The organism is Sphingobacterium sp. DR205 (assembly GCF_011064245.1).
Classification (GTDB): domain Bacteria; phylum Bacteroidota; class Bacteroidia; order Sphingobacteriales; family Sphingobacteriaceae; genus Sphingobacterium; species Sphingobacterium athyrii.
Genome location: NZ_CP049333.1, coordinates 5786724 through 5812217 on the forward strand (window position 1 = coordinate 5786724; position 25494 = coordinate 5812217).

The window sequence follows — 25494 nt, forward strand, 5'->3', positions numbered from 1 at the left end:
AACTTTGAATTGAATCAAGTCTTAGCGCTCTTCAGGAGTAAGCCGAGAATTAAAACAAAGATTGACGTTGGGGCAACCTATGATATACAAATATTTAATTTAGACAGACAAAATTTATATTCACTGAGGTACCCTGTAAAATATTGGAATATGCAGATATAAAGATTTACTGCTATTTTTATATTTCTATGTTCGTATAATGGTCTAGATACATAAAAGGAGAAAGAATAGAAAATATATTCAAATATTTAAATAATCGCTATCCTATATATTTTGAAGAACAAATAGCTAGCCGGTTGTACATCCCGATAGTCATATATACAGAAATATAAATATTTGTATATGCAAACAGCTATCTATTTATGCGACTATAGCCGTTCCTCAATAAGTGCATTAGCATTTCATTATAATCTTTAAAACCGGTATATATATTAGACCGATCATTGGCAAAAGGATAAGACTCTTTTATTAATGTTGTAAAATGTTTTCCGACTTCATCATTATCTAGATAAAGATCGATCTTATTAAATTCACGCATGGCTTCTATAGCACGATTTACCAAAGAAACTGAGTTAAGAACAATTATTGTAGGTGAAATTTCTTTTTTTTTAAATTTCAGCCAGCTTAAAAAATCGAAATAACCTTCAAACAAGACTAGATGATCAGCCGTTCCACGTATTATGGAAATATCTTTATTACCGATACTTGCTTTAAAACCCTTAGGGCTTGAAATTTCCCAATTGCCTTTTTCGTTCCTCCATCCAAGTGCATAAAATAATTGAGAAGGATTTTCAAAAGCTTTATTTCTATAATAAACTTCCCAAAGCAACCCCGAAGCAACAGATTCCACACCCCGGTTTTGTAGGTAACTGGAAAGCACATAATTTCTACCGAGCTGTTGACTATGGGAAAATTCTAGGATACTATCAATCTCCTTATTCGTAGACTTAAAAGAATCAACAAGCGGGATTTCAGCTTTTTGAAAATGGTCAAAGGTAAATTGAATCTTTTGCAAAACTTCGAAATAAGAATGATTCGGCCAGTAAGCTCTTGCCAATTGCACTATTCCGCCCCCTTGAATTCCTGTTTGATTAGAACCACCATGATCCATCCATTTTCCTCCTTCATCCCATACAGCTAAGGATGGAGTATTTTTCCCTGTTTCCCTTAGCATACTGTGATAAAAAAATTCCCTGCCAGATTTTTTGACAGGGAAATAGCCTAACCTTCCAAGAAAATCAACAATTGAACGGCCTTCGAGATCTTGACGCAAAATGTAATTTGACATTTAAACAAATTGATTTAGAGAGGTTGAATGATACAATTTTGTAGGGTGCTTTGTATTTGCAGTTTAGTTTCCTCATATCCTTCCCTTTTTTCATCAATATAGAAGGTTATATTTTTATACTTACTCACTCTTTTAATTGCCGCAGAAAGAAATTGCGGATAATTAAGTACTAAAATAGACGAATAAAGTGCATATAATTTATCCCTATTTTTCAGATAATCTGTAAACTCTTGAAAGATGGTGATATTTCTAGTTGAAGCTTGAAAAATACTCATTCCTTTAGAACCAATGCAGGATTTAAAGTTTTTAGCGTAAACTTCCCAACCTCCGTTTTCATTAGGCCATCCTGCCGCACAAAAATCTCTTCTTTTTCCTTTTTCATCCCTTACGTAATAATGCACCTCTACTAAATTTGAATCCGCTATTTCCCATAAGCCTGCTTCCTGAAGAAATGCGGAGACTTCACTTGTTATACCTAATTGGCGGATGCGCTCAATCTGATAATGTGGCAATTTTACTGGCCTTCTTTTCCTTCTCGATTTCTCATTCAAGGGAAACATGTAATGATATTCCTTTTTTTCAGAAAATGAACTTAGCTTTTCATGCAATGCATGAAGTTCCAAATTCGGCCAATAAAGCTTTCCAAAATCAATTATATTACCACCTTTTCCTATTGATTTATCAAACCATACATCTAATGCATGGTCCAACCTAAAGCTTTTTGGTTTTAAACTGTTAGAGATAAAAATATTTGAATAAAAACTCTCTTTTTCATTTGATTCCAAGGGTTTAAATCCTAAATGATTCAATAATGATTTGATGGAAATAAATTCTTCTCCTGATTTTAATCCATCTGATACGACTGTATTTAATTTCATTGCTATATGTGTCTTTTATAAAAACTTCATGGCTAATTTTGCCCTGTATAGGATTTCAATTTCGATTCTGTCGATACGCCATGCAGCAGAATGGTTACCGTCTTTCTTTGGAGTACTTAATCCTTGGACAATTCCATTGTTCTACATTATTTCGTCCGAATCGTCTGAATGCTTCTGATTTTTTAGAAATGGTTTAATTTTTCCAACTTTTGCAAAGCTTTAAGTGCTCCAAGCTCTGAGGCATCAGCTAAAAGCATTTGGAGTTGATGCGGTGTAAGTAAAATATTCATTGGTTAATGGTTTGCTTGACAAGTAATTTGGATATATGGATATTCCATATGAAATAAGTCAAGTGTTAAATTGGTCGGGACTACTCACGTCAATCTGTACAGATCGGGCAATTTGCCTGCCTATGCGTTCTCGAAAAACAATTTTGAAAAATGTCTTTCTTCGCATAATTTCCTTTTTAGTAAGGATAATGCTTCATCCCCGAATGTCAAAGAACAAGAACGCCTACCTCACGGCACGCTTAATTACCTTTCTGCTACTTGCAGATAGGTAATGCGGTTACTGGAATCAGAGATACATTCCAACTCCGCCGGGTCAAACAAAATCTGGGAAGTTTGAATTGATATAGGGCGTAGGATACCTTCAAGTATCCATCTATCAATGTTGCACCGACCGTACAGGCGGTAAGCTTCGGTCTTGTCGATAGATTCAGGCGCTACAGCAGTTGCTAATAATGCTTTCGATGCACCATCTTCGGTTGCTTGCTTCATATAAAAAAACAGTTCTCTTGTTTTCATAAATTCCAATGGGTTTATTGTCCCAATGGTTGCAAAGCACGAAAAATGAGATAGACGGAAACAGTGAAAGGGGGTGAAAAGAACCCATTCACCCCCTGCGATAAAAATTAGTTCAGAGCCATTTAAGGCGATTTTATCGCCACTAAATGATTATTAGATTTCGCTGAAAAAATACTACTTTGGGAAAATTTAGCTGTTAATCAATGGCAATATTTAAAGAATGTTTATATTTAACAATGGTGATTTATATTGGTCAATTTGCGGCTAATACTTCTTAAAATTTTGCATTATGACTACGCAGACAAAAGACCTATCTACATTGGTTATTGATCGTGAATTTTTAGACCGGTCATATAATTTGGGAATTATAACTGTAGAAGATATCATGAAAATCAATCTTCCAAAATTGCGTAAAAAGGAGAACTTTACTTATTTGTGGTATTTTAACTTACTTGCCTTATTAGAAGCAAATGGACTATTGGATGAATTTGAGGAAAAACATCTATGAGTCTTTAAAATTTGAAGTGTTATAATGTTCATTTAACCAATTCACCATGCCTATTAATTGACTTTTCATTTTTTTCGCCGTGGCAAATTCCACATCTGAAGATTTTTTCTGCAAGCTTTCCGCCGAAATAAAACTGGTATGTGGCGTTCTAAAATGCTTCGCATAATAGTTGAAGGTTTTACCAATATCTTCACGAGGAATAATTCCCTGTTCCATAAATAGCCTGATAAAAAGCCCCATTTGTGGAACAGACAGATTTAACATTGCTTTCTCATTCTCCTGCCATAATTTTGAATCCAAAATTTCATTCCTTCTTAATTCCAGTCTTTCTTTCAGACTCTCTTTCTTTTCTTTATAAAAAGTTTTCAATTGTTGCCGGATGGATTCATCTTCAAAAGTAAGTCGAACAAAACGTTTCTGTGGAATAATATTTAATCGCTCTTCCAAACTTATTATGTTTTCCATTTGACTGTGTAGACTCGTATTTTCAACCGTTTCATTTAAGCATTTTTTTGCACAATAATTAAAGAACTTAGGAGTATTAAAATCATATTGGATTAGTATATCTTCCATCTTTTCTGTCGAAAGGTCATCCAAACTCAAAAATTCTCCCAAGATCATCAGAGCATATTTTAGTTCACCCCTTTTAATTTCTTTCCTCTCTATAACGTTTCGGAGCGCTGCTAATACCAGTTTTATTAGATCATGATTTATAGAAAAACCATATATCCTTGATTTCAAAATATCATGATTTTTCTTAAACAAATCTTTGCCGACAAAGGAAGAGTATTTTGTCAGAGGTAGATTTCGAAGTAATTTCTCATTTAGATTTTCACAATCATCTAATAAGGATTCTATAACAGATAACATCTGCAGATAAATTCTTCTTAAAGAACTGCTTCTTCCGATTGTTATTTTCGATTTTGTAATATTAATCAAATGGCCATAAATCTTATTACTAGTCAAAATAAGTTGAGACAGCGCGATCTTAGCTTTCTTTGCAGACGCTCCCATTGTTTCTGTAAAACTGGACAGAAAATAAATCATATTTGCTTTTAGGAATTCTAAAAACTCCGTCACAGAAGTATATAAATGGTTTGAATACTCCAAAGGACAAAATACCTGTTCAATTTTATATAACCATTTACTGGTGGACCAATTGGAATATCTTGTCGTATTCAAAACAGTTCGTTTAAAATAGTATCACCCCCTTAACCAATTTCTACATTAGGTTCATGATCATCTCTGGCTTTTAGCCTTACTTCACTTGATGTATTTAGGTAACCTGTAATTACATTATCCTCAATCCACTTATCAAAATACTTGTATTTGCCTTTTTCACCTCTACTAAGTTCTATTTCCGAGAGGTAAACGTGTTTAGCCGTGATCCCGGTTACATGATTAAGTGAAACTGCAAAACTGCGATGTATCTGAGCAAACTTTGATTTTGGCAATCGTGTCAGGATATCTCCAAAAGATTCATTAATCTCTATAAATGTTTTATCATCTAGCCATATCCAACTTTGTTCATTTTTAGCTTCAATACAGATAATATCGTCAAATTGTAATCTTTGTCTCTCTTTACCTCGGCGGCCATAAAAGAAACAATTGTTTTTTTCATCAAGGTCATTAAGTCCAAGTCCCATGAGTTTTGTTTTGACATTTTTAATTGCTCTCCAGTAACGGTCCATTTCAAACGGTTTTAAAAAATAATCGGCCACTCCATAAAGGAACATTTTATCACCCACATTCCCATTCGTACTACAAACAACAACCTGCAAGTTAGCAATTCCGGGATTGCGAAGTTTCAAATCTTCCAGTTGAGGTAAAATATCCAGACCGCTGATAACTGGCATTTCTATATCCAGAAATAATACATCGAGTTTAATCGTTCTTAATGCCATCAATGTCTCCTTAGGATTAGTTGATGAAAATACACATTCAAAGTTAACTGTCAGATCAACATATTCTTTAAGCTCTTCTACCATTTCCGGATCATCATCCAAAATGCCCACTCTGATCTTCTTGAGTCTCTTCTCCTGCTTTAATAATCTCTTTATCGTTTCCATTACTATATTGTATTTCAATATTTAGGTAAAACATACCATCTACTAATTCTTCCACCAAAGAAAAACGATCTTTGTATTCTAAGCGCAATAATTTCCTGAGTTGTCCCAAGCCAGTTCCCCCTTCGTTATATATCCAAGCGGATACCGGAGCTATTTTATTTCTACAATTGATCAAAATCTTATCTTCAACTGTTGAGATAGACAGAATAGCGGGTTGGGCTAGATCACCAAAATCACCATGCTTAACCATATTTTTATATAGGCTCATTAACATCATTGGTATAATTGGTCTAGTATATTCCTCTATATCCAATTGCAATTTGATATGTTTTTCGTCATATAAATGCATCATTAACCGTAAATATTTTATTTCATTTTCGAGATTTACCAATATGTCCTCCCTAAAATTTAGCTGTCGGATAGCATAGCTCTCAATCTTTAGTAGGGCATCTACCCTAATAATAGAAGATGGAACTTTTCTAATTAACCTCACAAAACTTTGTGTTAAGTTACCCATGAAATGTGAGACCCAATCCCGAAAGATTTGACTTTTTAAGGTTCCTTGAGAGTCTAACCGGACTAATCCTAAATGTATAATTATCCCCGTTGTTAGATTGTATAAAATTTCAATCATTAAAATAAAAGCACCTTTAAGAGCAAAAGTGAAGTAGAATGTTAAAATATCTATACCAAAATCAACAATTCTAAAAATTTGAGGGTTTTTGAGTATTTTTTTACTGATTTCTGTCGGACATTGATATAGTGTGAGATAAACGACGGCTGAGGTCAATAAAAAATAAAGCTGTGCTTTAATAATTGTAATAAGCTCTATTTTCCTAAATAACAAACTACGTAGGCAGTTTCTATTTGTATAACTAATCCATAATATGATCGGCGTAACACCAATCATAACGTATATATGTCCCCAGCCAAATTTATAAATGTTCACTGCGGTCAACCAGGAAAAATAAAGCATCCAAAACGCAATATGTATACGCCTTGACAAAGGTTTAAGAAGGTTCTGCTTTATCATGACAACTTTAGGCAAAAAATAAAATCTCTATTAATTTTAACAACTATAAAATTAACAAACGAAATTTATTATAAGAACTACGATATTTTTACACTATATTAATAAAACATGCTTAACAGAAAAATTGCTCCTTAAATTTTTTTGATATTTTATCAAAGTCGCTTTGATTGATTAAGACTGATCTACCTGTTGTAACATCAAAAAGCATCTCCTTATTCTGTATAAGTAAGGGCAACCAAATTCCTGGACTATTATGTTTTTTCTCTTCAGATACTATTCTTTTTTCGAAGATAACTGGTAAATATTCCCATTGAATAAGCTCTTCAGTTGCTAAACAATGGATAAAACCAAAAATGTTTTGAAGGACATTTTGATAATCAGTTTTATGCTTGACCAATTCATTTTGCTTATACCTAACATTGATCTTTTCATCCACAAGGGAAAGCATCAATGTTGTAATCGGCGTATTAGTCCAATGGCTTAAAGCTGCAACTCCTTCCCTCAAATTGACAGTAGATCCATAAAGTTTCACAGATTGCCATCCTTTCGCATTTTCATTATTTCCAATATGACCATCAATAAAAATTACAACCTGGTATCCTTTCAAAATTGCGTCCTTCAATCTCAGTAAGGGGTTTCCAACATCAGATTTTATAAATAATAAATCACTTTCGGCAGCTTCCCTACCAAACGAAAGTTGATATTGCTTTTTGTAAATATTCATTTGCTCTTCAAATACATCCGAACGAAGTAAGATTGCGACTTTATATTCCATATTTATCAGCGCTCTGACAACAATTGCATAAGGTCCTACATGCATACAAGCCCAGATACGAACTTCCTTATATTTAAATGGCCATTTGCTTAAAAGATCATTTAATAAATCCGTGTCATTTTGAAAGCGAGTTTGTTGTGACCAATTTAGATAGACCTTCAATAATTTTATAATTGAATCATAATTATTAATGAGCTTCCATTGGTATAGTAGAGAAACACATTTTAAACTTCTATACCAAATTTCAGAGCGAAAACATAATTTCATATAGGGTGGTTTTAAAGCTTTACTAAGACTTTTGTTAATGAATCCATATTTTTTAAATAAATTAAAATGCTAAAAAGGGTGTCCGGATCACCCTTGGTATTTTACAGATAGTATAGACTACATTTTTCTTCTGCAGAATCGATCATGAACTTTATTGTTTCCGAATTGGAAAATGTATAGAGCGCCTGGTCTGCCAATCGCTGCATATCAATAAAAAGTTGTTCCATTATCTTTATTATCTTTTTTGTTCCACAATAGCACCAAACCTGCCTTGTTTGGTCACTTTGCTTTGGGGCCCTGAAGCGTGTGATCACAGAGCTAATTTGAAAGAAAAAGAATACAATAGATTCATTTTTGAACACATAGGTTCAGCCAACCTGTGAACCTCTATTTTTGCTATCTTCAAAAATTCACAGTGTCTAAAAACCATTTTACAGACTCACAGAACCTTTCCACATTTATTTTTGGCCATAAAAATATTTTTTAGTACACTCACAATCTCAATAAAATAATCAGTAAATCAAAGCGTTAGCCAAAATCTCATTAAATTATTATATATGGAAAGGAGCTATGATTTCACTTTACCACAGGATTACAAACTTGTTGATTCGTTAAAGCAAACAGTAGCCTATCCAATTCGAAATGCTCAAGTACATAATTGGGAATCGAGGAATAACTGTATTTGTGAGCAAACATTTGACGGCCGCTATGGCTATCTCTATTATTACGAATTTTGGATGGACTATGAGGAAACGATTCCAATATTTACGGCATTAGGTGATTTACATCTTAACTATACCCTACTTAGTGATATTCCTTTAAAACAAATTCATCATGGGCAAGATTTCGTCATGGACTTTGTAGAAGAACGTGGTGTTTATCTTTATTTAGCCAAAGGAGAATATTCCTTAACTGTTCCTAAAGGCCACCATATTTTAGTTGGTTTCATTTTGGATGCAGGCATTTTTAGACCGCCTGCTAACCGTAATTTTGACTTTTTACAACATTTAGTGATTGCTAAAAAAGAACAAGCATCAAAGTCAGCAAAGAGTACTACTTTTAGAGTGGGCGATATTACGAAAAGACAACTGTGTCTTCTTTTCAGCAAGCTTAATCCTAATATTCTTGACAATGAACATATGCTATTAAAACATTTGATTTTCCTTATACAACTTAGCCGTTTTAAAGTATTAAAAGAAAAACAAACAAATTTAAGTCGAATTGATCAGGCCCGCTACTTATTAGAGATTAACATTTTGCATCAAGGAGCTAAAGCAAAATTATCAGATATTGCCCATGTCCTATCTGTCACTAGGCAGCATCTCAATAATGAGCATAAAAAAATTTATGGATGTAAATTTCTCGATTACCGTCACCAAATTCTTTTGGAACACATTGCAACCGTTATTGTTGAAAATGAAAAACTAGCGACAACTGCTGAAGAATGCGGTTTTAGCGCCGTTTCAGAAATGAACAATTTTATTAAAAAAAGAACAAATCTCACCGCGCTAAAATTCAAATTACAACAATAGTGGTGATTTTAAAAAGCGTAACTCCTTTCTTCTGATCAATTAATTAAACACTAGTTACTTTTACACCAACCTGTAGTTACCTTTCGCCCTAACGCTCAACTCTGTTTTGCAGTAATTTAGCATTGTAGAATTTAATAAGCGATCAACAATAACGGCGATGAAACAAATCGGAAAATATATACGGCATGATGAGTTTGCAGTAGCGGATACAGTACAAGGCGTAAGGGCTCGCAATTGGTTGAGGCGAAAGTTCGTTGGGGCGGGTTCGTACATTAGGAAGCATCCACAGGAATTTGTCTTGCAGATATTGACTTTTGCTTTGCTCTGCCTATGGATCTATGTCGGATCGAAAAAAGTATTCACCTACGCTGAATTCAGAGCATCCATGATCAGGCAGCCTTTTGCCGATCAATATGGCATTGTACTGTCTTACATCCTGCCAGCTATGGAATTAGCCACTGGTATCCTCTTTATTTTTGAAGGTACAAAAAGAGTAGGATTTTGGTTATCGCTCTTGCTGATGCTTGTCTTTTCAAGCTATGTGATTCTTGCCTTGCGCAATACCTGGGGCAGTATTCCCTGCGATTGTATACTCGAGTTTCCGATCAGCTGGAAAGCACATCTTTGGGTCAATGGCCTGATCACAATTGCATGTATTTTAAGCTTACTACTTGATAGAAAGATAAGGATTTCGCATCGAAAGAAATTGATGACCAAGTTAGGTTCATAAAGAAATTAGCACTATCTGCCACAGCGGAAGCTGAACCCTAGGCTGGTTCGGCGGAAGGGCGCATCTGCCAAAAGACTTAGGGCTTCTCGCCCCTGACAAGCTTCATTTGCCGATCAAAAAGAGAAAAACTAATTCAATTTTTAGATACTAAAAATCGATATGCTATGCATATGAGAAAATTCAAAATTAATGTAATGGCCTTAGTAGCTTTGGCCGTTGCAGGTGTAACTGGGGCAACATTGACCTCAGCAGGATTGAGCAAGAAAAGCTCAACTCCATGGATCGAAGTAACAACTAACTCTTCATCCGATCCCAATCAAGATCAATTGGGCGATGAGATTTCAGATCCGACAACAGGTAGTGGTCCTTGTGTTTTGACAGTTAAACCCCTACGTTGTGCTGTCCAATTCAATAATCCAAACGATCATGATCTTACCGACATGACCGTCGAGGAAGCATTGCAGCAGTCTGGTGTATCTATAGCAAAGAAAGCCTATAGGCCCTAATGAAAAACAAAAAAAGGCCTTGCAATATGCAGGGCCTTTTAAGTTTAACGCGGTATCTGTATCACATCTGAATTTAACATCACACTCTGCGGAATTGGGAAAATATATCGTACATCATTAGGATTAAGGATATATTCCTTTCCTTCATAGTTTCTATGTAATACAATTGCGGTTTCTTTCGATAGATTTAATCTCCGAAGATCCATCCACCTAACTCCTCTAAAAAGCAACTCTTTTTTGCGTTCATTAAGCACAAATTTTAATGCCTCCTCCTGGTTCAATACTGGAATGGACACAGCACTCTCTCGCTTAAACCTACTTGTCAGCAACCTTTTGAGGTATGACATGCCTTGATTTATCTCCCCTTGCCTGACTAAACATTCGGCCAGCGTAAGGTAAGACTCATCTAGGGATAATCCCGAAAAATCCACGTAATTCCCACCATATGTGCCTCTGAACGTTATTTTCTCCGGATCCTCCGATCTAAAAAACAGGGTTTTTCTCAGATCATTTTGATCATATAAATTATAAAAGACATCCGGAATTTTTGCATACGTTTCGCTTATCAGTTCGGCATAGTCTGGCATATCATAAAATAATATTTCCGTATTTCCGGATCCATAGGATGGAAATGGAAAATTCAAATTCGGGTCAAGGCTATTGTAATTTAATAAGGTATGATCAGCCTGAATCGTCTTCATGGAATAGGCAGAAGCACTATTGTAATCTTCAAGAACGAGATAAACTCTGGCAAGCAAGGCCTGTACGGCAACTTTATCAGCTCTATAAATCGAAAGTCCTTCCTGTGGCAAAAGCGATTCTGCCTCCAACAGATCTGCTATTATCCTATCATAAGTTTCCTGAACAGTATTTCTTGCATTTTTTTGCTCAGGGTCACTTTCTGTACGCAGCGGAATTCCATAGATAGATCGTTGCTTATCTGCGGGTAATGCAGCAAATTGCATCGCCAAATTAAAAAACATTAAAGATCGTTGAAACAAGCATTCACCTTTAATACGATCATAACGTACTTTATTTGTCTCATTTCTTGCAACTTTTTGCAGTCCTTCCAAAATAATATTACAATACAATATCCGACGATATGCACCGTTCCAGTCTTCGCTTTCTGCGTTTCCAAATATATCAGGTTGCCATAAAAAGGCAGCCCTTTCGAAATCTCTTGACACGAGACCGACGGAGGCATCATGAACTTCGTACTCATCGCCACTAATCATTCCTAATGTATGACCTGAAGACTGGTTCATTGTCATTGAATTGCCTAGCAACCCATCAAAATCATCCAAGGTTGTGGGGACGGTTTGACTTTTGTCCCGTTTTAGATCCAGATAATCCGGATTACATGCCAGCAGAAACATGCTGCATAAAAATAATAGAAATGTTTTCATCTTATTAGCTCTTAAAAATCAAGTTGAAAGCCTATTGTGTAAGTTCTTGGTTTAGGATAATTAGCCTGATAAAAATCGGGATCCAATCCTGATTTGTTCGCTCTATACAGCATGCCTAAATTATTAATAGCGCCAAATACCCGGGTTTGAACAGATTTTACATTCCTCCATTTGAAGGTATAAGCCATTTGTATATTGGAAAGCCGTACAAAATCACCTTTCTCAATCAATACCATCGAGTTTGCATAAAGCGCGTCCCTTCTATTATCCACGTTTGTTGGCATAGCAGGCACCGTCGTAAACTGCTCATCCCCTATTTTCTGCCAACGTCGTTCATAGTCACGATTGCCAATACCATTCGCAAAAAGTTTGCTATAATCAATAGATGCTCTTCTGAGGTAAAATCCCATTTTAAACTCAATGTTTGCATTAAGTTCGAAGCCCTTATAATTAAAGCTCTGCATCAGACTGCCCTGCCAGGGTGGGAATCTGAGACCTACATATTCGAGGTCTTCAATCTTCGCATTGTTCATATATTGCAGGTAATCCTGATCACCGCTCGGCGTCAAGATCATTCCATTTTCGGCACTTAGCCCCCCAAATTTCCATGCGTAAAGCTGATCAAGAGACTTCCCTACTGTCGGAACAGGACTAGTTACATAGCTTGAAGTCGAGACCCGAGAAGCAGCCATGTAATCCGTCACCTTATTGCTTGTATAGCTCAATAGTGTATTGACTGACCATTTAAAATCACCCTGCAATAGCAAAGCACGTAAATTGAAATCAAGACCTTTGGTGATCATGTTGGCATAATTCACTGAGTTATCGATGTAATAAGTACCGTCTACAGGACTAATTCCTGTGGTGGGGTCATATAGCTTCTGCCCGATGAGATCGGTTCCTTTTTTATGGAAATACTCGACCGAACCAGTTAGTCGCTGTTTCAAAAAGCCAAAGTCTAGTCCAAGATTTAAGATTTTTATTTTTTCCCAACGAAGATTCGGGTTACCCGCACTGCGGAGCTGACTATAAGGCAAACCGGTCATCAGATCATAATTATTAAAGAAGGCCGAGGGCAGGGCACTCAATGCGGCATTGATATTTCCATTGACTCCATAGGTAGCCCTAACATCCAGTTGCGAAAGCCAATTATTTTTAAGGAAGTCAAAGGCAATTAGCTTTTCCTTGGCACCCAAAGACCATAACGGTACACCTTTTTGATTGGTCTTTACACCAAAGATATTCGAGGCATCCCAACGTACGCTGCCGCTGAAACTATGTCGGTCTTGTATGGTTAATGAAGCATTTGCAAAATAGGACAAGAATCGCTCGGTGATATCCTGCATATTATTGGGCGGGACAGGAACACGGGCCGAACCGTTTGGTCGCAATTTGTACAGATTAGTATAATCGAAAGCAATCTGATTCGTCAATATATCCCTATTGTAATCAAATAAACGAAATCCAGGCAGATCTTTCGTCAGGTTGGCACTGATCTCCGCTCCAGCCAATGCGCTGAGTTCATAATTAGTAGCAAACTTTTTCTGATAATTTCCTTGCAAACGAAAATTATGATTAACAATATTACGGTTGGTACCACCTTCCAATATACCACTGTATGGGATGATCCGCGTCATATCCGTCTGCGTGTATTGGTTGACAAGGTTACGTACATAATAACTGTCCTTATCGTACCAATTCTGCGAGCTGTTGCTTATATTCTGGTATTGATATTTGAAATCCAGAGACAATCCGTCAAGCAACCTATAATTTAATCCGGCCGCGAGCAACAGATTCTTGCTTTGGTTTGATTTATTTAAGAGCTCACGGTCTTCCAATGGCTTAAAATCCCAATTGAGCAAGCCTGTGCTTTCAGCCTGTTCTACATATTCCCGTAGATATTTATAGTTAGTTGAAGCCGCAGTGCCATCCACATTACGCAGAAAAGTATATGGAGATAAGGTTCTTGTTCCGTTCAGATTCGTCAGGTTATAACCATTATTGACATTGTCTAACCTTGCAACCTGCACTTCGGTATTCAGTGTTAGCTGGGATGTTAATTTAAGCTCATTGGCTCCACGCAGCGTGTAACGCTGTGCTTTATTGCCAATTACATTCAGTAGATCCTTATTGAAACTCCCCGAAAGCACAAAACGGTTTTTGGTAGAACCACCGGAAAGCATTAGGTTGTAACGCTGCGTTACTGCCTGACGATACAGTTCCTCTCTGGCTTCCTGCCGAATATCCTGCATTTCCATACGGTTTTTAATCTGGTCAAATTCGGTCTGATCGATCTTATTTTCCTTCAATTTGAACAAGAGCGAGACATAATCGGGCAGCATTGTCTGATTGGCTTTCTTATAATAACTCCGGTCGAACAATGTTTTTTCGATCTCCATCATGCTTTTGGAATCAAGAAAATTGAGATTGTAAAAAAGGTCGGGCCGATCGGACAGGACAAGCTGAGTACCGAAGCTTACTTTTATGGCATCGCCTGCCCGTCCTTTTTTTGTTGTAAGCACAATCACTCCGTTACCGGCACGTGCCCCCCATATACTGGCGGCAGCGGCATCTTTTAATATTGTGATACTTTCAATGTCATCAGGATTGATCGTATTGATACTTCCTTTGTATGGAAAATTATCGAGGATAATCAATGGCTCAGTGCTGGACTGAATGGAACTCAGCCCCCGAAGTCGTAATGCGGGTTCGCCCACATTTTCATTGACGTTAAACTTCCGATCGAACTGGAGGCTTGGGGTAATCCCTTCAAGTCGTTCAATGATGTTACCATTGGGATTAAACTGCAGTTGTTTATTGTCAATGGCATTAAACGAACCTGTTACACGACTTTTGTCCACCTTGTAATAACCCGTATTAACCAATACCTCGTCCAATTTTTGTTGACTAGCGGACAGCACAACGTTAATATGCTGGTTCCGCCCCTTATCCAGTTCTATTACCTTGCGTTCATACCCAACCATACTAAATTGGATACGGGTATTACTGCCCAGGAGGAAAGCAAAGGAACCATCCTTTGCGCTCGATTGCTGCAGCCCCTGGGGCAACAACACAATTGATACCTTTTCTAAGGGGGTTCCGATACTATCGGATACTATCCCGGTGACCCGATATTGTGCACATAATAGTGCTGGGAAGAGATAGATATAGAGTAAAATGATACGTTTCATTTTCTAGCAAAGATTAAGGATTAACGATTGATTTTTTTGACTTGCGAAACGCGTAGCATGGGTACTTTTCGATCCATGATAACGATTTTCATACCGTAGCGTTTCAGTTCCTGTTGTACAGATTGTAGCTCCGTTGCCTGTCGCATAGATTTAGGGAATGCAAAAGATGCTATGAAATCGTTTGGTATATCCGTTTCGTTAATGACAGCATTTTCATCTAGCTTGAGTTGTTTCATATTTCTGAGCGGTGCAGAAACAAATAGCTGAAAATGTGGCTGATCAAAAAAGGCAACCTTTGCCTGTACAGTATCGGCAGATTGCTTTGCCGATAAGGGCTGCCGCAATAGCTGTTTTACGACCGATAATGGCCGATTTCTTTGCAGTGCAGCGTACCGCTTTCGAGGACCGCGAACAAGCTCTACTTTTAACCCAAAATGAGCAAGTATTGCCTTTTGAAGCCTTTGCTGTAAGAGATGCATAGCGTCAGCATCAGTATGCGATGCCGGTAGTTGTAGGGCATAGCTATAGTAATTGTACAACATCCAATCCTTTACTTTCAAGTCCTGTGCATAGTCGCCTTGATAGCTTGGTACAGGCTCATGAAAAGATTGCTTTTGCAGGATAGATGGCGATACATTCCACTGAAAGGCCGATGTAATATCAAATAGCTGGAAGACATCCTGACAGAAAGCCTGATAAATAAGCTGGTCCAATGGATTATTGATTGAATAGATCAACATACTATCCCTGCCACGGTAAATAGTCAGGGGAACCGTAAAATATTGATCCACAAAACCAGCCATCTTAAAGCCCTTTTGATCTACCAAAAGACCTGCTTTACCATTATCAGCTGTAAACAAGGACTTGTTTGGATCTACCGCTTTGATGGCATTATTCTGCACCATCTTGGGCATATCTTCATGTAGGATCGATGCAATATTCTCCTTGGAGACATAATCTGATTTGGGCTTAGCGACCACCTTACCTCTGTAGATCCAGATCATATGCGGTAGGTTTTGGTGCGGAAACATTTTGGCCAATACCGTATCCTCGGTAATGGACCGATAGTTCCAACCAAAACGCTCGGCTATTTTGATCAGATCTTTACTAGACTGATAAGTAACAGGGATAATCGTTACTTTGGACGGATCCAATTCTCTGGAGATGGAATCCATTTTCATCAGGTAGTACAGACAAGGCTTACACCAGTTGGCCCAAAAGTCCAATACGATTAACTTGTCATAATCGGCACTCAGATCACCGATTGATTCAGCTTTAGATTTAAGGTCAAATAACTTATACTTTGTTGTATAGAAGTTTTCCGGCACTTTATCGCCTACATATAAAGAACTCGAATCGGGAGTATAAAATTGTGCCTTTAGCATAGTTGGAAAGCACAATGAACATAAAGCGATTAAAAGATTCAGTTTTTTAATTGCTGATCTTGAAAGTAGCCCATCAGCCCCGCTGTCCTGACGGGGCGTCTGAGCTGATAAACTAAACATAGAAAACATTACAATACCCCAGATAAGGATTAGCAATTTTAAGCAGCGCGATTTTGTTTGTTGTGGACAGGAGCATTTAGTACCACGAGGCAGTTCACTCCCAGCCTTGTAAAAATGAGTCATTTTTAAAGGTGTTAATAGGGCTGTGACCTGCTTGGATTAGAATCCCATTTGATACTTACAAACGCATCGCTTTTTCTGCTAAGCCTAGCTTAGGTCACTAATAAATAATAAGGTTAATAAAAAATCGAAGGGCGTTTGAATGGTTAGTTTCCAAGGTATGTAGTAGGGTCGTCACGCTCTTTACGATTAAAAAAGTCGTATAGACTTTTCGCCTCTAGAGCTACTCCGGGGCTGAAATGAGGTTCTTAAATAATATTTTTTTTACCATTTCTTCATAAATTAGTATAAATGCAAATTACAAGAATTAGCAATTCTTAGGAAAAATTTATGGTTGACCTTTACCTTATTTTGTTTGACTTTTACTATATTTGGAATATCTAAAGAAGAAAGTATGGAATCGAAAATCAAAGTCAAACCTAAAAAAAATCATTTAGGTAGAAACATAGCTAGGATAAGAGCCTTTAGAGGAATTAAACAGGCTACATTGGCCGCCGAATTAGGTTGGCAGCAACAACAATTGTCGGAACTTGAAAAACAGGAAGACGTTCCTGAGGAAGTTCTAGAGCAGATTGCTGATTTATTAGGAGTAACGGTGGAAATAATAAAAGAATTTGATGAAAGGGCAGTGATATATAATATCAATCATTACAACGATATACATGACAATACCTATCAGGCAGGCTCTTCTACAATTACGTATAGTGAACCTAATGAGAAAATCGTAGAGTTATATGACCGCCTCCTTAATTTTTTGGAACAAGAAAAAGCAAGAATTAAATAATAGTTTCATTTTAAATCTGAAATCATGAGTGCATTAGAGCAACCAAAAGTTCATATCGGAAGGAAGATCGAACGCATACGTAGCTTGCGAGGTATGACTCAAACACAATTAGGTGAAAAATTGGGCGGAATAAGTAAGCAAGCAGTCAGCAAGATAGAACAAGCTGAAAGTATCGACGACGAGAGGCTATCGGAAATAGCAAATGCATTGGGAGTAATTCCAGATGGATTAAAGAAATTTAACGAAGAATCTATACTTTACTGCACAGCTAATTTCTATGAGGGAAGTCATTCTGTGAATACCAATATTAATACTATTATTAATGAACCTGTTGATAAGGTAATCGAACTCTATGAACGAAAGTTTCAAACTCTTAAGGACGAAATTATTCAGGCTTTGAAAGAAAGTAAATGATTATGAAGAGCTTGACAAAGACTCTTTGCTAGTGAACGTGAAAAAATTGAAATGTTTGAAAAACAACTTGAAGCAGCACGTAGGGATTTATTAGAGCTTGTTAAGCAAAATATAGCGAAAAAATAACTTTTCAAATATGGAACCAATGCAGCATTTTATAGAAAATATTCATATAACTAATTTCAAATCCCTTAAAGACTGTTCAATTTCAGGTTGTAAAAGGATTAATTTATTGATTGGACGTCCAAATGTTGGCAAATCTAATATTTTAGAAGCATTGTCATCTTTTACGATTCCATTCCTGAAAGACAATTCTTCGAAAAACTTGAATCAGTTAATTCGTTTGGAGAATGAAACTGAACTTTTCTATAGCGGAAGCTATTCTGAACCAGCCAGAATTGAGACCAATTTAGGTTATGTTTTATTTTCTTTCGAAAAATCATCCGGACTTCAAGCTAAAATTGATACGACTGTCAATTTGGGGGTCTATCAGATCGACGAAAAATTAAATGTAAAATTTAAAAAAGGAGACGATTTATATCCAAATATAAGGAAGTATTCCTTTCAGTCTAATATTCAACAAAAGAAACTTCGTAGTAGACATTTACTCCCCCCGTTTGGAGTAAACCTTTTTGCTATGATTGAACAGGATGAAAAGCTTAAGAAAGAAATCTCAGCATTATTTTCAGATTACAGATTAAACTTAGTCTTTGACAGAGCCGCGCAGACATTAAGGATTATGCAATCGGAGGAAGACCAGAGCGAAATATTCTTAGTGCCATATAATTCTATTGCAGATACTTTACAGCGCATTATTTTCTTTAAAACGGCAGTGGTAAGTAATGAAGATGCTGTTCTACTATTTGAAGAACCTGAAGCTCATTCATTTCCTCCATATATCTCCCACGTTACTCAGGAGATAATCCACAAAAAAAATAATCAATATTTCATAGCTACACATAGCCCTTTTATTTTGAATGATTTTCTAGAAAATTGTAGAGAGGATTTAGCGGTTTACATGGTCAATTACGAAAACCATAAAACAAATTTAAGACAATTATCTGAAAAAGAGCTACATGAAATATTTCAATCTGGGGTAGATCTTTTCACTAACAGCGAAAGTTATATTTAGTATGGATTTACATATTATACCAGAATGTTTTGTTGACACAAATTTGATCGAGACTCTTGTTCCCACAGGTAAGGGATTCAATCATCAGAAAGGTTGTGGTACAGTAGCAAAAGTGATGAAGGAGAAATTCACTGACGATTTTGCTGTTGGCATCATTGATAAAGACAAACTACAACTGGACTATTTAAACGAATTTGATGAGGTTCATTCATATGGTACACTCACATTACATAAACACAAGACAAGACATCACTATATAGTTCAGATTTTTCCAGCAATAGAAAAATTTATTTTGGCTGCGGTCGAAGATTGCAATCTCAGTTTAGAGGATTATGATCTTCCCCAAGATTTTAATGATTTAAAGAAGACCTCTAAAAGCGTAAGTAGTAAATTCGACAAAAGGTTTAAACAACTTTTTAAAGATTTACTTTCTGCAGGAAATCAAGAATTTATAATGCTCAGCAGTTGGATAGCATATTTGAAAGATAAAAATTATGATACCAATATCGAGGAACTGAAGGAAATTTAGAGTGGCAAAAATTTGGTTATTATCGATTTTGGGTTTACTTTTACCAACAAGAAAAGTGATTGAATTAATTTTTGCTATTTGTAACAAAATAAAGATATGAGAACCTAGGTCTCTGTGCGAAAGTGCAGGGGCCTTTTTTAATGATTATGTGAATGGCAATAAAAACCATTCACATATTACAGAAGCTTAGTATCCCCGAGTGGCTGGCTTCGGATGTGTCAAATCAATATTTTTATGTATATAGTTCAAAAGGCTTTTAATTTCGTCCTCTGTGAGTTTATCCAAAAATATTGTATGATAGTATTCGTCATGGATATATATTTCACCATCAGGAAAATGTGCTGTGGCAATTCTACAACAATTTCTTCCACTTCTGATGCAAAGATGGATATACTTGAACAAGCTGACCCCTCAAAATTGAATTAGATTTAGGGATGCGTAGTGCGTTTAAAGCTGTTATTCAACTGCCATACTGGCTGATGTTGACCCCCTAATTCATTTTTCAGTTCATTGCGCTGGAGCATGCTGACCCCTTAGCAAGTAGTTTTTGTTACTTAGTGATCAAACAATTCGGATCACTGATGGCTGGAAAACCAAAACGAATGAGTCAGATAAAGCAATTAATCAGATTGTACCAGAGCGGTAGCGGAATAAAAACAATCGCCCGCATCCTTGGTATGAGCAAGAATACGGTGAAGTCCTATCTTAAAAAGATGGCCGACGGCGGTTTCAATACAGAAGAACTTCTTAAACAGGAGGATCCCCTGTTGGAAAAGTCGTTCCACGCAGGGAATCCTGCTTACAAGGCGGACAAGTTTGAGTACCTAAAAAGCCGTCTTGACTATTATGAAAAAGAACTTAAACGTACCGGAGTTACCAAACTGCTGCTCTGGCAGGAATATATAGAAAGTGATCCCACGGGTTATAGCTATCCACAGTTCAACTATCATTTAAGGCAACAGCTTATCTCGCGCAAGGGCAGCATGGTGATTGAACATACCGCCGGTGATAAACTATATATTGACTTTTCCGGAAAAAAGCTCCATTATATTGACAGGTCCACCGGGGAGCTGGTCGCCTGTGAGGTATTTGTGGCCTGCCTGCCCTTTTCAGACTATGCATTTGCCATCGCTGTACCATCTCAGCAGACCCCCGACTTTTTTTATGCACTGAGCAGCTGCCTGGAGTCCCTTGGCGGTGTGCCAAAGGCCATTGTCCCCGACAATCTCAAAGCAGCTGTCATCAAGGCCGATAAATATGAGCCGGTCCTGAACCAGTCCATGGAAGACTTTGCCAATCACTACGGCACAGCTGTGGTTCCGGCGCGTGCAGGCCGCCCAAAAGACAAATCATTGGTAGAAAATCAGGTAAAAATGATCTATACCCGTGTTTTTGCACCACTGAGAAACAGGCAGTTCTTTGATATCCATACGCTCAATGAAGCTATAAAGGTCTGTATGTTAAAGCACAACCAGACCCGGATGCAGCAAAAGCCATACTGCCGGGAAGAGCGGTTCTTAAGTTCCGAAAAATCAACATTGGGCGAACTTCCCAAAGAACGCTTCGAGCTGAAGAGCTACGCTGAACTCAAAGTTGGAGATAACGGACATATCTATCTGCAGCGCAATAAACACTATTACAGCGTACCCTTCGCTTATATCGGAACAAAGGTAAAGATCATTTACACACGTAATATGCTCTCGATCTATTGTCGGGGCAAACAGATTGCCGCGCACATACGCAGTTACAGGGAAAATGCGTACACCACTCTGGCGACACATTTAAAGTCCGAACATCAGGCGTATAAGAACCGCTCGCATGAAACGTACCTGACAAGGGCAAAAGCACACTCTGCAGAGTTCGCCAAACTTCTGGAGATACTCTTTGAGCGGGCGCATTATCCCGAGCAGTTATTCCGTACCTGTGACGGACTGTTCAGGCTAAAACGGGACTTCCCGGCAGAAGAATTTGACAAAGCATGTAGTTACGTACTAAAAAATAAACTATATACCTACTACTACTTTAGGAATGTACTTGAAAACGGAACAGCAAACAATCAGGAAGAAACTTCCGTAAAAAGCTCCCTGCCGGAGCATGCCAATATCAGGGGAAGAGCGTATTATGCAGGCAGCCAGCCGACACTGTTTGATCAGTCAAACGATGGACCCGCAATATTGTGATGGGCAGGAATGAACAGAATAAAATAAACAAATAATAAAATAAGATGAATATTGAAACACAGATGAGAGCGTTACGCTTACATGGTATGGAGCGTAATTGGAAAGCATTGAATGAAACCCGTCGCAGTACAGAACTCACCCTTTCCGAAGGACTGTCCCTATTGCTGCAGGCAGAATCAGATGAAAGGGATGAAAAAAGGTTTGAGCGCCTCAAACAGAATGCCGGGTTCCGCTATCAGGCTTCGATAGAGGAGATAAACATGGTCGCTACCAGAGGTTTGGACAAGGGATTGATCACTACGCTGGCTACCGGCGAGTACATCAAAAAAGGAGATCCGATACTCATCAGCGGTGCTACGGGCTGTGGGAAGAGCTTCCTCTCTTCAGCATTGGGCCATCATGCCTGTGCCCAAGGGTATAAAGTCCTGTACTTTAACCTGCAAAAACTACTCCTAAAGACTAAAATGGCCCGCCTGGAAGGTACACTGCATAAGCTGATGGACAGGATATCAAAAACAGACCTGCTTATTGTCGATGACTTTGGCCTGGTAAATCTGGACCAGCAGCAAAGGCTGGATCTGATGGAAATAATTGAAGATAGACACGCTAAAGCCTCGACAATAATTGCCAGTCAGCTACCTGTGGCCAGTTGGTATGATGTAATCGGTGAAGATACAATTGCAGACGCAATACTCGATAGACTGATCCATGGATCTTACAGAATAGAACTTAAAGGCGAAAGTCTAAGAAAAAAGAAGTAATATTGTCAGGTCATCAGTTGGACTGAGATACTAACTCGTTAGAGGGGTCAATATGTCCAGCGGAGGGGTCAACATCAACATTATATCCACAAAGATAAAGATCCAAATATCCACCCCTCTCTTGTCCTATTACAAGGGTGTTATCAGTAGGCACTCCACCAGGAAGCACCTTGTTGATATTTGGACTATTAAATTCTATACTAGCCATCCTGTTGAACCACGGAATACCTTCATGGGACGCTAGGCGATTAGCAAATTGCACCAGTTCTATTGGTCCTCTTGTATTTTCTAAACCGAATAATACACTATCTATACTAAAAATCAAAGTTCTCATGGTTTAAAGATTCTATGTTCTACATTTTTTTCCTGCACAAAAAGTAAGTGAATCGCTAGTCTAGCTTCTAGACTACAACGCTCACTTTCGGCATAATGAATCAAACAATTTGAAGTAAATACAGCAAAAAATCCATTAAACAATTGATCCGCAAAGACCTTTGGATTACGGTATAATGCGACATTAAATTTTCTCAATAGATGTTCAATATCAGTGACCAGCTTGTACCAAAAACCGACCGCTATAAAAGTTTTACTTTGCCAATTATTTCGGTAATAATCTTCCTTATTTCTAAAATATCTGGTTTCCGTTCTTATAAAATCCACCCATTCTTTAAATAATTCAGGAAATAGTCCCGCCAGTACATGTCCTTTGTCTACAGATGTAATTTCTTTTAATGATTTCATTTTTTTAGTTTTATTTTGATTTATAATTAGATTTTTATGATCTGTAGCTAGTCCCGATCAATGAATTTCTCGATGATGGTAGCGTATCCGCCCTATGAACTACAGTTCTGTTGATTTCTTAAAGTTCTGCGGATAGAGATCCCTTATATTTTTATGATTGGTGGATGCTATGTTGAGCAAAGTTTGCTTTAGCCATTGATATGGGTTTACATCATGTTTTTTGCAGATCGCAAAGAACGAGTATATCATTGCCGACCGCTGAGCTGCCTCATGGCTTCCCGCGAAGAGATAGTTTTTGCGTCCCAGTGCAACGGGTCTTATCGCATTTTCGATGCTATTGTTGTCGATTTTCAGACTTCCGTCTTTTAGGTATTCGGTCAGCGGATCCCATCTGTCGGCTGCATAATCCATCGCTTTGCCGATCTGGCTCTTGGGTAAAGTATTCTTTATTTCCTTTGCGATCCACATTCCCATTTCATTGATCACCGGAAAAGCTTCCTTTAAGCGCAGTTCTTTGACCTTTGCAGTATCCAGCCCCATCTCTTTGGCCTTTCTTTCTGTTTCATATAATTTCTGGATATAGGTCAGCGCCTTTTGGGACCGCGGCGCATCGTTGTTCAGCGCGCGCTCGAACTCACGTCGGGCATGTGCCCAGCAGGCAAGATGGGTGACATCTTTTTTCTTGCCGTAATTCTCGTAGACCGCATAGCCGTCCGTCTGCAGATAACCTTTAAAGGTTCCCAGTATAGGCAGGGGCGCGCTGCTCCCACGGGTTGGACTATAGTCGAACAGCACGGTGCCGTCCACAGGTGCATGGTATACCCAATAATACCCCCGATGGGCAGCGCCCTTTTTATCGCTGTCCAGTACTTTTATAGGGGTCTCATCGACCTGTAAATAACCTTGTGATTTTATATCGAAGACCAGTTGATCATAGAGTGGTTCGAGTTTGATAAGGGCTTCTTTTGTCCAGCCCTCGATGGTAGAGGAAGGGATCTGTATGTTTTCTCTTAAAAAGCGTTGCTTCTGCCGGTATAATGGTAGGTGGTCCATGTATTTATCGGTCAGGATCATCGCCAGCAGACCTGCTCCGGGAATGCCCTTGTCGATGACACGCTCGGGCAGTTCTCCGATCTTGACGCCTTCTCCGTTTTTAGCCGCATATTTATAACGGATATAGCGTTTGATATAGAACCTGGCCGGTTCGCATTCCAGTTCCTCCGTAATTTCCTTTCCGATACATACCATATTCGACAGGTCTGCTTCGGGATGGATCTCGATTTCTTCTACAGGGAGATGTTCGGGCAACTTTGCACGTCCTTTATGGTTCGGGCGTGCACGGATGTATTCAATCTTTTCTCTGGTTTCTTCCTCTTGCTGTTCTATGTCGGCAGCTTCAGCCTCAAAGGGGAGCAGCGTCTGGTTAGGATCGCCTTGGAAACGCTCTCTTTTCTGTCCGTACTGCATCCGTTGGAACATCTCTACCTGAGCCTTGAGATAGTCCCGTTCCAAGGTAAGACGGTCGATTTCTGCCTGTTGTTCCTTTGCATGATGGAGATGGGCACTTTCTCTGGCAAGCTTCTTCCTTGCCAGCTTGAGAAGTTCACTCCTTGAGAGGTTTTCCAGTGCCGTTTCCATACCTTAAAGATACGGATTTGCCTGCATTTGTGCAATCAAAAAAGCTGTTTTTGTGGCAATGAATAACGTTTTTTCTGTATACTTTTTACAACCTGGACGCCCTCGATGAGCAATACCAGATCGCTCCATGACAGTTCACCATTCTTAAGTGCAGATGTACCAAAAGTACCCTGCTCCAGTCGTTTGTAATAAAGGACAAAGCCCCCGTGTTCCCAGTGCAGAAGTTTGATATGGGTACGGCTACGGTTCAAAAACACAAATACCTCACCGCTGGTCGGCTGGCGCTGCATCACCGAAATGACCAGGCCGCAAAGACCGTCGAAACTCTTGCGCATGTCGCAGTGGCCGTCGTAGAGATAGAAACGATGAGAAGACCCTAACGAAAACATTAGTACAGACGGATCAGCTGCGAGAGAAGGGCAAGATCATTTTCGATCTTTATACGTACCCCATTGGGATAAATAACTTCAACATCGTTCTTTCTGTTGTCCTTATCAATTGTTATAAAGCTTCCGCTAGTCATATTGTTTTCTTTACTGCGCGAAAACCAGTAATAAAAGGTGGCTTCGTTGATCCCATTTTCCGCGCAGTAAGCTTTCTTGCTTTTTCCGCTCTGTTGCCAGTCCGATATCATCGAAAGCATCTGTAATCTTTTTTCTTCTTTGCTCATACAGCAAAGCTCTGCATTATAGCTCGCTCAA

General features: G+C 38.2%; 26 protein-coding genes. 10 read left to right on the forward strand and 16 right to left on the reverse strand.

Annotated features, from left to right (window positions below):
• Positions 1–352: 352 nt before the first annotated feature.
• The 3 genes from G6053_RS24780 to G6053_RS24795 form a co-directional block, all read right to left on the reverse strand.
• Positions 353–1288, reverse strand: a complete 936-nt coding sequence (locus G6053_RS24780) for a toprim domain-containing protein (RefSeq protein ID WP_165308881.1) — start codon at positions 1286–1288, stop codon at positions 353–355.
• Positions 1289–1302: 14 nt separating this feature from the next.
• The gene (locus G6053_RS24785) at positions 1303–2166 is read right to left on the reverse strand and encodes a hypothetical protein (RefSeq protein WP_165308882.1); all 864 of its coding nucleotides are present in this window, start codon (positions 2164–2166) and stop codon (positions 1303–1305) included.
• A gap of 533 nt (positions 2167–2699) precedes the next feature.
• Positions 2700–2972 (reverse strand): hypothetical protein, encoded by a 273-nt coding sequence (locus tag G6053_RS24795; RefSeq protein ID WP_165308883.1) that lies wholly within the window; start codon positions 2970–2972, stop codon positions 2700–2702.
• 289 nt (positions 2973–3261) lie between these two features.
• Between G6053_RS24795 and G6053_RS24800 the strand changes: the two genes are divergently transcribed.
• The gene (locus G6053_RS24800) at positions 3262–3480 is read left to right on the forward strand and encodes a hypothetical protein (RefSeq protein ID WP_165308884.1); all 219 of its coding nucleotides are present in this window, start codon (positions 3262–3264) and stop codon (positions 3478–3480) included.
• Here G6053_RS24800 and G6053_RS24805 read toward each other — a convergent pair.
• From G6053_RS24805 to G6053_RS30995, 5 genes are all read right to left on the reverse strand, one after another.
• Entirely contained in the window at positions 3475–4662 is a 1188-nt protein-coding gene (locus G6053_RS24805) for a hypothetical protein (protein WP_165308885.1), read from the reverse strand. The genes G6053_RS24800 and G6053_RS24805 overlap by 6 nt on opposite strands.
• 29 nt (positions 4663–4691) lie before the next feature.
• Positions 4692–5549, reverse strand: coding sequence for a LytTR family DNA-binding domain-containing protein (locus G6053_RS24810; RefSeq protein WP_165308886.1), 858 nt, complete (start codon positions 5547–5549; stop codon positions 4692–4694).
• Positions 5479–6582 carry a hypothetical protein gene (locus G6053_RS24815; RefSeq protein WP_165308887.1) on the reverse strand — a complete coding sequence of 368 codons (1104 nt, stop codon included), beginning with the start codon at positions 6580–6582 and terminating at the stop codon, positions 5479–5481. Before G6053_RS24815 ends, G6053_RS24810 begins: the two co-directional genes overlap by 71 nt.
• Positions 6583–6694: 112 nt before the next feature.
• The gene (locus G6053_RS24820; protein WP_165308888.1) at positions 6695–7624 is read right to left on the reverse strand and encodes a hypothetical protein; all 930 of its coding nucleotides are present in this window, start codon (positions 7622–7624) and stop codon (positions 6695–6697) included.
• 101 nt (positions 7625–7725) lie between these two features.
• The gene (locus G6053_RS30995; RefSeq protein WP_277603188.1) at positions 7726–7851 is read right to left on the reverse strand and encodes a hypothetical protein; all 126 of its coding nucleotides are present in this window, start codon (positions 7849–7851) and stop codon (positions 7726–7728) included.
• 330 nt (positions 7852–8181) lie between these two features.
• Between G6053_RS30995 and G6053_RS24825 the strand changes: the two genes are divergently transcribed.
• The 3 genes from G6053_RS24825 (at position 8182) to G6053_RS24835 (ending at position 10392) form a co-directional block, all read left to right on the forward strand.
• Positions 8182–9156 carry a helix-turn-helix domain-containing protein gene (locus G6053_RS24825; protein ID WP_165308889.1) on the forward strand — a complete coding sequence of 325 codons (975 nt, stop codon included), beginning with the start codon at positions 8182–8184 and terminating at the stop codon, positions 9154–9156.
• A gap of 157 nt (positions 9157–9313) precedes the next feature.
• Positions 9314–9886 carry a MauE/DoxX family redox-associated membrane protein gene (locus G6053_RS24830; protein ID WP_165308890.1) on the forward strand — a complete coding sequence of 191 codons (573 nt, stop codon included), beginning with the start codon at positions 9314–9316 and terminating at the stop codon, positions 9884–9886.
• Positions 9887–10050: 164 nt separating this feature from the next.
• Entirely contained in the window at positions 10051–10392 is a 342-nt protein-coding gene (locus G6053_RS24835) for a hypothetical protein (protein WP_165308891.1), read from the forward strand.
• A 44-nt stretch (positions 10393–10436) separates the two neighbouring features.
• Here the strand turns inward: G6053_RS24835 and G6053_RS24840 are convergent, their stop codons facing one another.
• From G6053_RS24840 to G6053_RS24850, 3 genes are read right to left on the reverse strand one after another with little or no spacing between them, the layout of a single operon-like run.
• Complete coding sequence (locus G6053_RS24840; protein WP_165308892.1) at positions 10437–11798, reverse strand: RagB/SusD family nutrient uptake outer membrane protein; 1362 nt, start codon at positions 11796–11798, stop codon at positions 10437–10439.
• Positions 11799–11809: 11 nt separating this feature from the next.
• Complete coding sequence (locus G6053_RS24845) at positions 11810–14989, reverse strand: SusC/RagA family TonB-linked outer membrane protein (RefSeq protein ID WP_165308893.1); 3180 nt, start codon at positions 14987–14989, stop codon at positions 11810–11812.
• A gap of 20 nt (positions 14990–15009) precedes the next feature.
• Entirely contained in the window at positions 15010–16494 is a 1485-nt protein-coding gene (locus tag G6053_RS24850; RefSeq protein ID WP_165308894.1) for a redoxin domain-containing protein, read from the reverse strand.
• Positions 16495–17008: 514 nt separating this feature from the next.
• Between G6053_RS24850 and G6053_RS24855 the strand changes: the two genes are divergently transcribed.
• From G6053_RS24855 to istB, 6 genes are all read left to right on the forward strand, one after another.
• Entirely contained in the window at positions 17009–17398 is a 390-nt protein-coding gene (locus G6053_RS24855) for a helix-turn-helix transcriptional regulator (RefSeq protein WP_165308895.1), read from the forward strand.
• 24 nt (positions 17399–17422) lie between these two features.
• The gene (locus tag G6053_RS24860) at positions 17423–17812 is read left to right on the forward strand and encodes a helix-turn-helix transcriptional regulator (RefSeq protein WP_165308896.1); all 390 of its coding nucleotides are present in this window, start codon (positions 17423–17425) and stop codon (positions 17810–17812) included.
• Between the two features lie 136 nt (positions 17813–17948).
• The gene (locus G6053_RS24865; RefSeq protein WP_165308897.1) at positions 17949–18944 is read left to right on the forward strand and encodes an AAA family ATPase; all 996 of its coding nucleotides are present in this window, start codon (positions 17949–17951) and stop codon (positions 18942–18944) included.
• A gap of 1 nt (position 18945) precedes the next feature.
• Positions 18946–19473, forward strand: a complete 528-nt coding sequence (locus G6053_RS24870; RefSeq protein ID WP_165308898.1) for a hypothetical protein — start codon at positions 18946–18948, stop codon at positions 19471–19473.
• 602 nt (positions 19474–20075) lie between these two features.
• Entirely contained in the window at positions 20076–21653 is a 1578-nt protein-coding gene (gene istA / locus G6053_RS24875; protein ID WP_241254831.1) for an IS21 family transposase, read from the forward strand.
• A gap of 44 nt (positions 21654–21697) precedes the next feature.
• Positions 21698–22414: an IS21-like element helper ATPase IstB gene (gene istB, locus G6053_RS24880; protein WP_121127451.1), complete on the forward strand. Its 717-nt coding sequence runs from the start codon at positions 21698–21700 to the stop codon at positions 22412–22414.
• A gap of 13 nt (positions 22415–22427) precedes the next feature.
• On the opposite strand, the gene G6053_RS24885 is transcribed toward istB, so the two are convergent.
• From G6053_RS24885 to G6053_RS24905, 5 genes are all read right to left on the reverse strand, one after another.
• Positions 22428–22748 (reverse strand): hypothetical protein, encoded by a 321-nt coding sequence (locus G6053_RS24885; protein ID WP_165308899.1) that lies wholly within the window; start codon positions 22746–22748, stop codon positions 22428–22430.
• Entirely contained in the window at positions 22745–23155 is a 411-nt protein-coding gene (locus tag G6053_RS24890) for a hypothetical protein (RefSeq protein WP_165308900.1), read from the reverse strand. The genes G6053_RS24885 and G6053_RS24890 overlap by 4 nt, the downstream gene beginning before the upstream one ends.
• A gap of 99 nt (positions 23156–23254) precedes the next feature.
• Positions 23255–24793 carry an IS66 family transposase gene (locus G6053_RS24895; RefSeq protein WP_165308901.1) on the reverse strand — a complete coding sequence of 513 codons (1539 nt, stop codon included), beginning with the start codon at positions 24791–24793 and terminating at the stop codon, positions 23255–23257.
• A gap of 35 nt (positions 24794–24828) precedes the next feature.
• A complete protein-coding gene (gene tnpB / locus G6053_RS24900) occupies positions 24829–25182 on the reverse strand; it encodes an IS66 family insertion sequence element accessory protein TnpB (RefSeq protein WP_277603189.1) in 354 nt (117 codons plus the stop codon).
• Positions 25182–25463 (reverse strand): helix-turn-helix domain-containing protein, encoded by a 282-nt coding sequence (locus tag G6053_RS24905; protein ID WP_165308903.1) that lies wholly within the window; start codon positions 25461–25463, stop codon positions 25182–25184. Before G6053_RS24905 ends, tnpB begins: the two co-directional genes overlap by 1 nt.
• Positions 25464–25494 lie beyond the last annotated feature (31 nt).